The sequence below is a fragment of the Haladaptatus rarus genome, from assembly GCF_054177585.1.
Window position 1 is genome coordinate 16,892 of the sequence record NZ_JBPEHG010000014.1, and the last position, 13,603, is coordinate 30,494.

The 13,603-nt window shown below is 53.6% G+C and carries 12 protein-coding genes; 9 read left to right on the top strand and 3 right to left on the bottom strand.

The window, feature by feature from the left end; genetic code table 11:
- Positions 1-77: 77 nt before the first annotated feature.
- On the bottom strand, positions 78-365 hold the full coding sequence (locus ACR3FE_RS21780) for a hypothetical protein (protein WP_458209784.1): 288 nt from the start codon (positions 363-365) through the stop codon (positions 78-80).
- A gap of 178 nt (positions 366-543) precedes the next feature.
- Between ACR3FE_RS21780 and radA the strand changes: the two genes are divergently transcribed.
- The gene (gene radA / locus ACR3FE_RS21785; RefSeq protein WP_458209785.1) at positions 544-1,572 is read left to right on the top strand and encodes a DNA repair and recombination protein RadA; all 1,029 of its coding nucleotides are present in this window, start codon (positions 544-546) and stop codon (positions 1,570-1,572) included.
- A gap of 286 nt (positions 1,573-1,858) precedes the next feature.
- Here the strand turns inward: radA and ACR3FE_RS21790 are convergent, their stop codons facing one another.
- Together ACR3FE_RS21790 and ACR3FE_RS21795 are read right to left on the bottom strand one after the other, a co-directional pair.
- Positions 1,859-2,956, bottom strand: coding sequence for a YihY/virulence factor BrkB family protein (locus tag ACR3FE_RS21790; protein WP_458209786.1), 1,098 nt, complete (start codon positions 2,954-2,956; stop codon positions 1,859-1,861).
- Positions 2,957-2,991: 35 nt separating this feature from the next.
- The gene (locus ACR3FE_RS21795) at positions 2,992-4,377 is read right to left on the bottom strand and encodes a TIGR00341 family protein (protein ID WP_458209787.1); all 1,386 of its coding nucleotides are present in this window, start codon (positions 4,375-4,377) and stop codon (positions 2,992-2,994) included.
- Positions 4,378-4,903: 526 nt separating this feature from the next.
- Here ACR3FE_RS21795 and ACR3FE_RS21800 point away from each other — a divergent pair.
- The 8 genes from ACR3FE_RS21800 (at position 4,904) to ACR3FE_RS21835 (ending at position 13,594) form a co-directional block, all read left to right on the top strand.
- Positions 4,904-5,695 carry a 2-oxo acid dehydrogenase subunit E2 gene (locus ACR3FE_RS21800; protein WP_458209788.1) on the top strand — a complete coding sequence of 264 codons (792 nt, stop codon included), beginning with the start codon at positions 4,904-4,906 and terminating at the stop codon, positions 5,693-5,695.
- A 420-nt stretch (positions 5,696-6,115) separates the two neighbouring features.
- Complete coding sequence (locus tag ACR3FE_RS21805) at positions 6,116-6,877, top strand: helix-turn-helix domain-containing protein (RefSeq protein WP_458209789.1); 762 nt, start codon at positions 6,116-6,118, stop codon at positions 6,875-6,877.
- A 448-nt stretch (positions 6,878-7,325) separates the two neighbouring features.
- Positions 7,326-7,496: a hypothetical protein gene (locus ACR3FE_RS21810; protein WP_458209790.1), complete on the top strand. Its 171-nt coding sequence runs from the start codon at positions 7,326-7,328 to the stop codon at positions 7,494-7,496.
- Between the two features lie 65 nt (positions 7,497-7,561).
- Positions 7,562-8,053, top strand: a complete 492-nt coding sequence (locus tag ACR3FE_RS21815; protein ID WP_458209791.1) for a YciE/YciF ferroxidase family protein — start codon at positions 7,562-7,564, stop codon at positions 8,051-8,053.
- A gap of 212 nt (positions 8,054-8,265) precedes the next feature.
- On the top strand, positions 8,266-10,926 hold the full coding sequence (locus tag ACR3FE_RS21820) for a bacterio-opsin activator domain-containing protein (protein ID WP_458209792.1): 2,661 nt from the start codon (positions 8,266-8,268) through the stop codon (positions 10,924-10,926).
- A 78-nt stretch (positions 10,927-11,004) separates the two neighbouring features.
- Positions 11,005-11,313, top strand: coding sequence for a HalOD1 output domain-containing protein (locus ACR3FE_RS21825; protein ID WP_458209793.1), 309 nt, complete (start codon positions 11,005-11,007; stop codon positions 11,311-11,313).
- A 4-nt stretch (positions 11,314-11,317) separates the two neighbouring features.
- Positions 11,318-11,641: a DUF7576 family protein gene (locus tag ACR3FE_RS21830; RefSeq protein WP_458209794.1), complete on the top strand. Its 324-nt coding sequence runs from the start codon at positions 11,318-11,320 to the stop codon at positions 11,639-11,641.
- Positions 11,642-11,812: 171 nt separating this feature from the next.
- Positions 11,813-13,594, top strand: coding sequence for an ArnT family glycosyltransferase (locus ACR3FE_RS21835; protein ID WP_458209795.1), 1,782 nt, complete (start codon positions 11,813-11,815; stop codon positions 13,592-13,594).
- Positions 13,595-13,603: the final 9 nt, after the last annotated feature.

Genomic DNA, 13,603 nt, shown 5'->3' on the forward strand with positions numbered 1-13,603 from the left:
AAGCGATCTCACGGCGTTTGCACCAGAGGGTACCGCCTACTGGGGTCTCGGGTTCTGTCGACGGAAGAGCCATAACACTACACCCTCGGCAGCGACATCGGCAAGGGGCCCACCGTACTGGAACTCGATAACGAGATCTCTGGAGAGCAGAATTGGGCGGCTGATGACGACCACTCATCGTTCCACTCGGGGAGGCGCTTCTGGTGTTGGTACGCCGAACCGATGTTGCGAGTGCCGGTGTCGAGGGTGTTGTATTCGTTTCGGATGTGGTTGGAGGCTTGGCGGTGGATACCGTTGTGGCGTTCCGCTTCGGCAGTCACGCCTGTCCGGTCGGGGTAGGCGCGAAATCGGAAGTCGTACCACATCGCTGTACGTCGATTATCGGCATATTGCTACCGAATGGTTGGCGTCATCGAGTGTCGGCTTCATCCACGGGGTCGAGCCCTGCTGCATTCGTCTCGTACTTCTGTGAACAGCCCCGGCAATTCACTTTCACCATCCTGTTAACGAGAGTTTATGAGACTGCATGTGCATTGGTCACATATGGCAGTAGAGCTCGACCAATTACCGAGAGTTGGTCCAGCAACAGCCGACAAACTCGTCGAAGCTGGGTTCGACTCCTATGAAGCGCTAGCCGTAGCGAGTCCCGGCGAGCTCACCAACGCCGCTGACGTCGGCGAGGGTACCGCCACTGCCATCATTCAGGCCGCACGGGAGGCCGCCAATATTGGCGACTTCGAAACAGGGATTGCGGTACGACGACAGCGTGACCAGGTCGGGAAGCTCAGTTTGCTGATCGACGAGATCGATGAACTGCTAGGTGGCGGTATCGAAACGCAATCGATCACTGAATTCTACGGCGCATTCGGATCCGGCAAGTCACAGGTCACCCATCAACTGTGCGTCAACGTGCAGCTTCCCCAGAACGACGGTGGCTTCCACGGTCGTGCTATCTTCATCGACACCGAAGATACGTTCCGCCCCGACCGTATCGACGATATTGTCCGAGGACTGCCAGACGACGTCATCGCAGCCACGATGGTCGACCGTGGTATCGAGGGAGACCCCGCCGACGAGGCTGCGCTTGACGAGTTAGTTGATCACGTTCTCGATCGGATTCATGTCGCGAAGGGCTTCAATTCAGCCCACCAGATCCTACTCGCCGAAAAGGCTCGGGAGGTCGCTGGCGAATACGCGGATACCGAGTGGCCTGTTCGGTTGGTATGTGTGGATTCGCTGACCGCGCACTTCCGGGCCGAGTACATCGGTCGAGGGAAACTCGCTGAACGCCAACAGAAGCTCAACAAGCACCTCCACGATCTGATGCGGCTCGCGAATCTGCACAACGCGGCAATCGTCGTGACGAACCAGGTAGCGGCCAACCCAGATTCGTTCTTCGGCGACCCGACCCAACCCATCGGCGGGCATATCCTCGGACACAACAGCACGGTACGCATCTATCTCCGCAAATCGAAAGGGAACAAACGTATCGTCCGGCTGATCGATGCGCCGAACCTCCCGGATGGCGAGGCCGTGATGCGTATCATGGAACCGGGACTGAAGCCCAGATAGCGAAGAGACGATTCACGAGCCGATGAAAAGGCTTATCGAGTCACCAATTACGGATGTCTGCCGGTCCGGTTCCGCGCGATGTGCTACTTGACATCCTCTCCGACCTAACGGTCTGCGCATTATCCTCGATTTTGCGTACCGATCCGCGTATCGCTCTGGTTGAAGTGCCGGTTTGACATCGAGCACTGGAGATCTATCGACGGCATCCAACCTACGAACCCGAAGTCGCGTCTCAACGCCGAGTACCATACAGGCGCCGTTTACGGCGGGCGAGGATGTCACATCATCAACTCCTTTTAAATATGTCTTTCATATCATCCGGCCGTTCGTCACGCTGTTCCTGCAGTGACCAGTAGAATTCGACTCCGACAAGACCGCTTCCGTGGAGCACGCCCGATTCGCCGGTCTCGACGCGGGAGATGTCGGCTGAAGGGAGCACCACGTCTTCACCGTCGATGTCTAACACAATACCTTCGGGACGGGTTGTACCGTCGTCGAGTTTGTCGAGTGTGGCGAGGAGTTCTTCGATGTCCGATTCGGGAACCTGCTCCTTGAACGGCACACCGTTGATCAGCGGCCGAACGTTCACGTTCTGGCTCCGGTTGGCGGTGACAGCGTTCACCACGGCACCGAGCAGGATTACGACGCCGCTAAGGTAGAGCCACGTGAGGAGTACGAGAAACGCCGTGACAATGCTTTGGTTTGGCGATTTACTGCTGAAGGAGATATAAAATTGAAACAGCGACTCGAGTGTCGTCACTCCAACGGTCGCAATCAGCACACCGGGAAGGACTTCAAGGATACTCAGATCGTCCACGTCGGGAAAGACGTAGTACATCGGAAGGAACATGAACGGCAGGCCGCCGACGAACACCAGTCGTCTGAGTGGCCAGTCGAAATCGCCCACCGGAAGCATGGAAGCCTTCCATTCAACGACAATAGTGACCACGATGATGGCAGTAACCGTAGTCAGTACAACCAGTGCATCGACAAACTGGTCGACGAGCGTGTTTCTTGCCTGGGACGCATAGATATCGGAGAACGCTGTATCCAGCCCTCGGAAGATTCGCAAGGTGCCCCAGAGGAAGAAGCCGATGCTGGCGATCGAAATTCCGGTTGACGCGCTCGCCCGCCGTAGTTCGCCGATCAGCACCTCGCTTGCACCAGGGGTGAGCATCGTCTGTGCAAGCTCCATGAAGCCCTGCTTTAGCGACAGGTTACCGACCGTCGAAATCACAGCGAGCAAAAGGAGTAGTAGAGGGAACAGGGAGATGAACGCGTGATAAGCGATGCTGGCGGCCATGAACGTGATCTTTTCTGTCCGAATCTCGTACGCAATGGATTTGACAAGCGTTACTGCACGCTGCGTTCGAGTTGGAATCATGGTATTATTACGAGTTGGTGAGTATGAGAGGAATTCTAGTTACTGCTCACCAACCACTGTTTCTCCGTCTGTTGCACCTGCTTACGGTCGGCTGTCGAGGTGTCTTTCTTCTGGGTATCCATCGTGACGGAGACGGTGACGGGGATGCCTGCATCCTCCATGATCTCCTTTTGGATCTCGCTGGCCAACTGTGGATACGAAGACCCATTCTGTTCACCGATGACGACGGCAACGCGAGCCGGCGTCTTCTGATCCATGCTGAGGTAATCCTTGCTAACGCTGACTTTCTTTAGTTCTACTTTCTGATATTTAGGCTGATCAAGAACGTCGTCGACCGACGACTTCGCAGTCTGTTCGTATGTGATCTGCTGAGTGAATGCGACAGCACCGGTACTCATCGCGCTGACCAAGAGGAGCACCGCGGCCACCGATGCTGTATATCGCCTCAGACGATGAAACGAGACTCGCGGACTTCCGAGCAACTCGATGGGATTTTCCTCCCACCCGTCAGGTCGGTAGCCCATTAGCCAGAGGACGACCGGACCGGCTATATTAATCATGACGAGGTTGATGATCAACAGCACCGTTGCACCGAGAGCGACACGGGGGAAGTTCCAGGCAATCCCGAGACCAGCGGTCGCGGCTGCTGGGATGAGCGCTGCTGAGACCATGACGCCGACAAGTGCTCCCGAGGGGCTATCATGTGTAGCCAGGCTGACCACTGCTGCAGCACCGGCTGCAATGCCAACCACAATCGCGAGTGGTCCGGGCGACGTCCGGCCACCGATTTGGGATATCGTCGCGATATTGAGGACCGGTGTCACGATCATCGACGAACGAAGCAATGTCGCGTACACGGTTGCCCCAACGAGTCCCAGTCCGAGCCCTGCGAGCTGCTCTGAGAACCCACCGACGATCATCTCACGGTCGTTGGTGACGATACCGACCGACGCCGTTAATGCTGCACCGAGCTGTGGGGCGACCACCATCGAACCCACCACGACGGCGGGCGAATTCAACAGAAGGCCAGACGTCGCGATGATGACGCCTAGTAGGGTCATCAGATAATAGGTGAAGCTACTTGAGGTCGAGTCGCGGGCCCGTGCGATGAGTTCCTCCCGAGAGATGTAATTGCTCTTTTCCTCGCCTTTAACGAATCGTTCGATAATGCTGTCAACGTTTTCAGTCTTGGCAACCTCCGCGTGGAGATTAACGCGATATTCATCGTCAACATTGACTCCGGCTTCGCGAAGTTCGTCGAGTACGTACTCCACCGCTTGTCGGGGAATCGGAAATTCGACGAGGTTATCTCCGTTTTTGTCCTGGATGTCAGTGATTCTGTAGTCGATTCCTTCGTCGTTCAGAGTCTGTTTAGCCGAATCAATTTTGTCATCGGATACTTCGATCTGGATTACACGCATCGTGACTCAATGGATCAGAGGGTTTGGTCACGGCCGGGGAGCGATTGCTATATGGTAGCAGTATCATATCCGCACTACTCCCTCTGTCAGTTATTTTATGGTATTCCCAACACAAATCGTAGAATTGAATCTCCCGCTCGGTAAGTTCGCGTGTTACTTTTCGGAGGGCGCGTATCATTTTTCTGGGGAGATGGCGGCGTTCTATCTTCACGGCTATCCCTCAACGCAAGTCGGACGTTCCAGCCATACCTTGTTAAACTTTGTTCAACGCACTCTCCGTTGTACCATTGGCACCTATTATGATATTCGAAATTATAGTATGGTAGTATTGGGATTGTAACAAGATGCCTCAAAGGACGGATTCGATGATATCGTGTATGTTTACAATTTCGCCGTTGTAAATGAATATACAGAAGTAATAGAATTTAATCGGGAGCCCACGACTTTCGTCCTGTGGAGGTTGTCAAAGCGAGATACTGGCTTTCGTGGTGGCAATATGTATGCTTCTCGCCACTCTACGAGGATTATGACCAAACGAGGTGATCGGATCGAGCCATTTTCGCCCCGTCGTCGAGGCACAGTCGATTATATGCGAATGGCGGGGCGACGAAGTAACGTCCATGGCCTCGTCGAGATCGATGTAACCGAAGCGAGGCGACGCATCCAAGCCCTCGAAGAGGAGACGGGGGAACAACTCTCGTTCACCGCGTTCGTCGTGTTCTGTCTGGCAGAAACTATCGAAGAGCATCCCACTGTCCAGGCGTACCACGATTGGCGTGGACGGATCCATCGATTTGACGACGTCGACGTGAATGTCCTCATCGAAACGACCATCGATGGCGAGCGAATGGGTGTCCCACACGTCGTTCGAGCGGCGAATCAGCGATCCCTTCGTTCGATCCACGAAGAGATACGAACCGCGCAGAAGAACCCGGAGACGACCCGGCAGTCACGAGGGGAATCACTGGCGCTTCGTCTTCCTGGAGTCGTCCGCCGACAGATCTGGCGGCTCCCACAGTGGTTTCCCCGGCGATGGAAAGACCTCGCTGGAACCGTCGCAGTAACCTCTGTTGGAATGTTCGGAACGGGAGGTGGATGGGGAGTTAGCCCGACGAACTACACCCTGCAGTTGACCGTCGGCGGTATCGGGAAAAAGCCGGGAATCATCAATGGGGAGATCTCAGCGCGGGAGTACCTCGATCTCACGGTGACGTTCGATCACGATGTCGTCGACGGTGCGCCCGCTGCTCGGTTCATTCAAGGGCTAAGGGAGCGGATGGAGGACGCCCATGGACTCGAAACAGTAACCGAACGATGACTCTCTTGCTCCGTCTATTGCCGGGGTAAATCGACCAATCGATACCCGATCTCGGGATTCGCCTTCGACAAAGCTCGTTTATTTCGATGTCGGAGTATCGGGGTGAGTTAGCAGCGAGCTCTCATAGAGGTATTACTAGTCAGACTGGCTCGTTTAACTGATTAGTAATACTAACGGCAACATACAGTACTGCGGCAGTATCTGATGGAAACCAGTTTTGAACACGCATGGATTTCAATACCCAGATTCGAGACGAACTACAACCAAATGAGCGGCTCGATGTGTTCCCGTACGGAGGAATACTCTATGATTCTATGTAAATAAAATCCATGTATTTATTATAGTAGACTGGATAATGAATATTATCTATGTGACTAGCTAAAACATCCATCCGATAGCCGTCACCTATATATAGTAAAGATGGCCGAGGAATCCAACAATGCCGCTGAACAGCCACCCTCCGACGGTCTCACGGAGCTATCACCGACGGCAACTGATAACAACACGCCAGCTATCGAGCAACAGCTCCACGAGATCGTTGCGGAGGTATCTCTCTCGGGGGCCGACCTCCTTCTTTCACCCACGCTGAAAGCAGCGCCAGAGAACTCCGTCAGAACCGAATACATGACAGCGACGACGCCGAGATATCTGTTCATCTCCGTCGTTGGAGACACGTTTGATAAGTTCGAGCGAGAACTCCAATGCGACCACACCGTTGCCGACCCAGTGCTAGTCGAGACGTATGACGGTCGACGAGTCTACCGACTTGAACCAATATCAGACGTAAAACTCATCGCCCCTCGCCATCCCGACCTCAACGCACGAATCCTTGACGTCGAGAGTAGTAATGGGGAATGGAACGTTCGGATGCAATTACCGAACCGTGAGGCACTCGTCTCCTTCCGAGAGTACTGTCTAATAAACGACGTGACGTTTCACGTCAACCAGCTCGCAAACACAGCAGACCGCGAAGAGTATGACGTCGTGGGCCTGACCGAGAGTCAGAAACAACTCCTTCGGATGGCGTACGAACGAGGGTACTACGAGATCCCACGCCGGATTGCACAGGACGAACTCGCCCGAGAACTTGACATTTCGACGTCAGCGATCTCCCAACGACTCCGGAGAGACACGGAGCAACTCATTGGAAGTACGTTCGCCGTCGAGAAAGATAACCGATGAGATTTGGGTCTACGCCGGTTTGAGTGGTGCTTTGGGAATTCTCGGTCTGTTGGACAATTCGATATCGAATGGCAGTCTACAACGGTCAAAGGGTTTCTCATCCTTCCCTTCGCTTGAAATTCTTTGTTGGTAGAACGGTATCGAATATTAGCAACGAATACCAACAGAGAAGCTTTGTAAGGCACGATAAAAGGGGTTGATTCTTGCCGGAATTACACGAGTACAGGAGAAAGCCCACGACTTCAGTCGTGGGATGAATCCGACCAACGATGACAAAACCGCAATACTTAGGTTGGATGGGGTCGGATGTTAGCGTAACTCGCTCGGGAAAATTGGAGTTGGATTGGGGTCTCCGTCACCAAAAAGCAACCCTGCCCAAGTGAGGCTTGGGCGCGAGTCCGAGTCGGGCCGATGGCACGGCCTGTAGGGTGTTAGCAGGGTAGTCCGTATGGGCTGGCGTCGCCACGCGCCCACCGCCCCGACGCATCACCTACAAACCGAGACCGACCACCGAGGTCGGAAAGTTGCCTCCGTTGGTGTCGGAACGCCCGACCCCAAGCGCGGGGAATCCCACGACTTCAGTCGTGCGGAGGATGTCAACTTCTCGCCCCCGACTTAATCAGCCTGCCCATGTAGCCTCGCTACTCATTGTCCCGACGACCAACTCAGTAAACGGGAACAATCATGACTACTGAATCGACAGAGCAACTGCTCGTTGATGGACTGCAAGAACTGTACTACACCGAACAGCAACTAGTCGATGCGTTAGAGACACTTGCCGACCAGACGACCGACGAAACCGCCAGTCAGGCGTTCTCGGAGCACCGCGAGGAAACGCAGAGACACGTCGACCGGCTCGAAAAAGTGTTCGAGCAGATTGGCGAAGAGCCACAGACCAAGGACGAACAGGTCGTTGATGCGCTCATCGATGAGCACGAACAGTTCGCCCGAGAGAACGACGGTGACATACTTGACCGCTACAACATCGCCGCCGGACAGAAGACCGAACACTACGAGATTGCTGCTTATGGGAACGTAACGTCATTAGCTGGCAAGCTTGGCTACGACGAGGCCGCTGACCTCTTAGAGGAGACGCTTCGAGAAGAGGAATCCGCACTCGACGAACTTTCGCAAGCCGGTGAACGATTCGACGAGCAGCAGATTGCCAGCGACTAAACTAGTCGCTCGGTAATCGAACATCCGATTTCTTAGACGAATTCGTTGGACACAAATCCTATGGGACTCGTTGGGGTTGGACTAGCTATGACACATCACTCCGAGTGGACAGACCAGCAGCAAAGACAACAGTCACGGTTGACGATGCCCTTTCAAACTCGCCAAATCGAGAGACTCTTGAGTAGGACGCCCCTTATTCTTGGGAGATCAACATGAATGCAGACAACTATTCTACATTATCCAGAATGGAAAATAAAGTCGCTCGGGCGCTCATTCCTACTGGCACAAAAAATGAACTGCGACAACGGATCTGCGAGCAGTTCATCGCCTCGGAATTGTATACATTCGCCTGGGTGAGCCGTTACAATTCAGGCCGCGAAACGGTGACACCGATAGCCTCAGCCGGGATACCAGCGGGGTCTCTCGACGAAATTCCCCTCTCGGCAGAGACTACCCGTCAGCAGATAACAAGCGCAGCAGTGTGTACGCGGAAAATCCAAGTCAAACAACGACTACTCGACAATCCACCCGATACAGACTTGCATCATCATGCACAAGATCATGGCTATCAGTCCCTGGTCATCGTGCCACTCGTCTGTGAGAACACGCTATATGGCGTGCTTCATCTGACCGCTGATCGCCCTGAGGGATTTACCGTAACCGAACGAGAATCACTTAGAGAATTGGGCACGACCATCGCGTATGCAATTGAACATGCCGAGTCATCCGGTGACAGGACACAGAAAGAACAACGGCTCCGCAAGGGGGAAGAACGGTTAGAAATCGCGACGGAGGCGGGTTCGGTCGGCACATACCTGTGGGATGTACAAGAAGATGAGGTGTTTGTGGACGCATCGGTCGCCGAGATGTTCGGCCTTGCTCCAGACGATGCACAAGGCGCTTCCATTGATGTTTTCCTTTCCGCGATTCACGACGATGAATCGGAATTTGTCGAGGAAGCACTCCAACACACGATGGAAGAAGGAGATACGTTCAACGCAGAATTCCGAGTCGAGAATACCGATGGCGATACAGTCTGGGTCGTTTCCAGAGGTCGCTACGAGTTCGCTGAAGACGGAACTCCGCAACGGTTACTTGGCGCAGTTTCCGACATTACCGACCGGAAACAGTTCGAGCGGACGCTTACGAGCCTCCACGGGGCGAGCCGCGATCTCATTCAGGCTGAATCGAAGCTTGAGGTGAGTCAACGTACAGTCAATACTGCGACGGATATGTTGAACCTCAACGGCGTCGCTTTCTATTTATTTGACGACGATGACTACAGCCTCCAGCCAGCCGCAACCACCGATTACATGGAAAATATCCTCGGTGAGCTACCTACGTTCAGTCCCGAAAACTTGTCGATAACGTGGAGATCGTTCATTGCCGAGGAGACGATTACACATGACAATATACTCGAAACCGAAGACACGTACCGTCGCGACACGCCCATACGAAGTGGAGTATGGATTCCGCTCAGTGATCACGGGGTATTTTTCATCGTCTCGGAAGAAATCGGGGGGATTGAGTACCAGACTCTTCGATTGGCGGATCACCTAGCGGCGACAGCACAGGCCACGCTTGACCGAATCGAACGCGAGGAATCCCTTCGCGAACAAGAGAACGAACTCGCTGAGCAAAACCGTCATCTCGAAAGCCTCAACCGGATGAACGATATCATCCGTGAGATCGACCAGGTGCTCATCGAAGCGACGACACAAGATGCGATCGAACAGGCGGTCTGTGAACTCCTCACTCAGGATGAGCGGTTCGCCTTCGCCTGGATAAGCGATGCGGCAGATGGGGCGCTTACGCCACGAACGTGGGCCGGCACTGGCCAAGGGTATCTCGATGAGATTTCTCTGGCGACCGATGCTGATGATAGCGACCCAGCTGTGACGACAGCAGCAACTGGGGAAGTGACACTCGTGTCGAACGTAGCAGCCGACCTGCGAGGCTCTACATGGCGTAAAGCGGCCCTCGCGCGTAACTTCCAGTCGGCCATTGCAATCCCGCTCCAGCACAATGAAGTCCACTACGGTGTGTTAACGGTGTATGCCGCCGAGTCTGAGGTGTTGGATCCGCTATCTCGAGAGGTCTTGGGCGAACTTGGGGATACCATCGCGAATGCAATGAACGCTGTTGAGACGAGACGGGCCTTGTTTACCGATAACATCGTCGAACTTGAGGTGGCAATTTACGAGGCGGACGACCCGCTGGTTCAGCTCGCAGCCGAAACCGGCGGTCAGCTTGAGTTCCAGGGGATTGTGCCCCAGTCGGAAAATCAAGTTCGTGTCTTCGTCACCGCAAGCGACGTTACAGCTGACACTGTCCGAGCGTGTGCAGAAGAGTCGATGCGTATTGAGCGTGTAACCCACCTAAACGAAGAGGGTGACGATGCTGACGAGAGCCGATTCGAAATTACGGTTTCTGGCTCGACAATTCCGACAACTCTTGCCCAGTCCAGTGTGATTCCTCGAACTATTCAAATCACAGACACTGAAACCCGGGTCGTGGTCGAACTCCCGCAGTCAAGTAACGTCCGGACGTTTATCGAACGCCTGGAGACAACCAATCTTGACACAGAGCTAATCGCACGGCGCAACAGGGAACGGGAAACTCGGTCAGGACAGGCATTTGAGACGGCGTTGACGGAAGATCTTACCGACCGACAATGTGAGGTTCTGCAAACGGCGTATCTGAGTGGCTATTTCGAGTGGCCGCGCGAACAAACTGGCAAAGAGGTCGCTGAGATGCTTGATATTACTCAGTCTACGTTCAACGGGCATCTTCGGATAGCAGAACAAAAACTGTATGCGATGATTTTCGACGGCATCTCACCTACTGCCGGACAACTTGACCAACATATGTAGGGTCGAAAATTCCAGTACCCTACTATTGTTGGAAGAGGCCCTTTCCACTCTCTTCCCATCGATTTAGTTGTGAATTCGATGACTGAGACCGCACCTGAATCGGTTACGAAAGTATGTCGAAATGGACGACCGAGTAAGACGGTGATTGCTGCGGTGGCAGAAGCAAAGGGTGTCGATCCACTCGACATGGATCCACTCTATGACGTCGTTGATCCTGATGCATTGAACAGCATGTTTCGCCAATCGGATGAATACCCACCGACCTCCATGGAGATCCGATTTTTGATGGCAGACTGTCGTGTCATCATCAGAGATCCCGGCATAGTCACTGTAATACCGGAGGCGAACAATGAAAGGCCGACAACTGACGCTCGAGACGTGATGTGAGGTAATGATCGCTATACGTAGAGTGCCAAACCTATCCCATAAGCAATCTCGGGTATGTGAAGTGCAGCGAGTGCTGCACATCTACTGCCGTCGAGTGGCCGTCGAGACCCTCGCCGGGAGGTTAGCCCATGGGAACGATGACCGGGAGACGCCACCTTCAGCGTCGAACAACCAACGCGATACGCTGGGCAAAACCTGTGACCACTGTGGAACGTCGATCGATACGAGCGACTGGCACCCCATCACCAAAGATCGAGAAGCCGATGGATCGATTCAGATCCACCACTTTTGTAGTGAGGATTGCGAGAACGCATGGCAAGACGAGTAGTTGAGTAGTTACTACTGGCAGTCGATGTCGCTAGACAGCGTTCGCTGACGGGGGTTGAATCGAGTGGGTTCAGCACGTTCGATACGAACCGTGATTCTGTCCGAAAGAGCATACGCAGATGCTGGTTGAAATGGTGTGGTCGACAGGCTGAACAGGCCGAGGCGGTTCACTGTGAACTTTCTCACCCTACTCGATCCTGCCCATGCAGATGAGAATCTCCAACTCATCGTCTTCAGGAATTCCCACAACTTAGAAGATGGTTCCGTGGTGTATTGCAAACTGGTTCACCTCATACCTCTTCAAATGCAAACTGAATTATTTACCACTGATTTCGAATACGGCCATGCGAGACAGTGGGTGCTGAAGTATCTCTGGCTCACGCCTGCTCTTTTCATCGCAGGGCTCACATATGCCAGCTATTTAGCAACACATCAGTATCCGGCCTTTGGTGGCGGCTTATTTCTCTCGATGGCTGAACAAATCGCCAAACATGGATATCAATTTCCTCGAGTAGTACCCCAGTACACAGCGAATGGTGTTCCGTTCGCGTACCCGCCGTTGATGTTCTACTGTCTTGCCGTACTCTATGATATATTCAGCGTTGATCTGTTCACATTGACTCGCTACCTCCCTGGAGTGATCACAATCGCGAGTTTGGTCCCGTTCTACCTGCTCAGCAATGAGTTGCTACGATCCCCTCAACGAGCGGGTATGGCGAGTTTCATCTTTGCGGTGACGCCTGCATTTGCCCGGTGGCACTTCTCTGCCGGTGGTATCATTCGTGCACCAGCCTTCTTCTTTTCGCTCGCCGGAGTGTACACCGCTTTGCGGCTTTTCAAAACGACGTCGTTGCGATGGGTTGTTCCCACGATTGTATGGTTTACCCTGACTGCACTCACTCATCCAGAATATACCGTCTTTCTCGGTCTGAGCATCGCTGTATTTACCATGATGTACGCTCGGACGGTTCGGGGGTTCTCATATGCTGCGATGGTTGGTATCAGCGGATTCATTCTGACCGTCCCTTGGTGGGGAAGGATCATCTCGATCTACAGCTTCGAGAATCTCGTCTCAGCGTCGAGTACACATGGTGGGCTCGGCGGAGGACTCGGTGTCGTGGTCGACATCATTCTCATGAATCCACAGTCTACTGCGACAGCATCGCCATCGCCGAACCTCTATGGTGTACTCCTTCTTTCACTGTGGTATGTGATCCCGGTCGCTGGCATCGTGTATCTACTCGTCAAGCGCCGAAGCTTCCTCCCAGTCTGGCTTCTCCTCGTTGGTGCGATTACTGGTGAAACTCGATTCATTTTCGTGATCGGGTCGCTGGTGACGACTATCTTTGTACTCGATGGAGCTGTGCCATGGATCACACGACGGATAGAACCGGTTCTAACACGGCAACATACACTCATTGCGGTGCTATTGGTTCTCTCGATCCTTGGAGCAAATATCTCGACGTTGTACGTCTCTGGCGCGATTAACGAGTACGAAGGGAGTAACTCGATGCCCTCGTTCATCGACGAACACGATCATTCGGCGATGCAATGGACACAGCGAAACGTCGACCAGTCCGCAGAGTTTATCGTCATCGGCGATGCCGCCGAATGGTTCCCGTATATAACAAATCGGACGAACGTCGTCGGTCCCTGGGGTGTCGAATGGGAGCGTAGCCCTGTAGCCTACGAGTGGCAATACACGGCGTACCAACGAATTTCCACAGTCACGACCGTCGAAGAACTGAACAAAAATATCGCGCTTACCACTACCACTCCAGACTACATCTACGTCCCAAAGGGAACGTACACAGTTTACGGTCGCAAGTACGACCAACGACAATCATTCATTACGGAACTTCGTCGATCCAGTGAATACCACGCCGTTCACCAAAATCGAGGAGTTATCATCTTCAAGCGAACGACCAACACGTCAATCCCGAACGGAGGATGAGATGAACGC

Excerpts from the sequence above, each read along its gene's own strand:
- ACR3FE_RS21780 (WP_458209784.1), bottom strand. The coding sequence starts at position 365 with ATGTGGTACGACTTCCGATTTCGCGCCTACCCCGACCGGACAGGCGTG.
- radA (WP_458209785.1), top strand. The coding sequence starts at position 544 with ATGGCAGTAGAGCTCGACCAATTACCGAGAGTTGGTCCAGCAACAGCC.
- ACR3FE_RS21790 (WP_458209786.1), bottom strand. The coding sequence starts at position 2,956 with ATGATTCCAACTCGAACGCAGCGTGCAGTAACGCTTGTCAAATCCATT.
- ACR3FE_RS21795 (WP_458209787.1), bottom strand. The coding sequence starts at position 4,377 with ATGCGTGTAATCCAGATCGAAGTATCCGATGACAAAATTGATTCGGCT.
- ACR3FE_RS21800 (WP_458209788.1), top strand. The coding sequence starts at position 4,904 with ATGACCAAACGAGGTGATCGGATCGAGCCATTTTCGCCCCGTCGTCGA.
- ACR3FE_RS21805 (WP_458209789.1), top strand. The coding sequence starts at position 6,116 with ATGGCCGAGGAATCCAACAATGCCGCTGAACAGCCACCCTCCGACGGT.
- ACR3FE_RS21810 (WP_458209790.1), top strand. The coding sequence starts at position 7,326 with ATGGGCTGGCGTCGCCACGCGCCCACCGCCCCGACGCATCACCTACAA.
- ACR3FE_RS21815 (WP_458209791.1), top strand. The coding sequence starts at position 7,562 with ATGACTACTGAATCGACAGAGCAACTGCTCGTTGATGGACTGCAAGAA.
- ACR3FE_RS21820 (WP_458209792.1), top strand. The coding sequence starts at position 8,266 with ATGAATGCAGACAACTATTCTACATTATCCAGAATGGAAAATAAAGTC.
- ACR3FE_RS21825 (WP_458209793.1), top strand. The coding sequence starts at position 11,005 with ATGACTGAGACCGCACCTGAATCGGTTACGAAAGTATGTCGAAATGGA.
- ACR3FE_RS21830 (WP_458209794.1), top strand. The coding sequence starts at position 11,318 with ATGATCGCTATACGTAGAGTGCCAAACCTATCCCATAAGCAATCTCGG.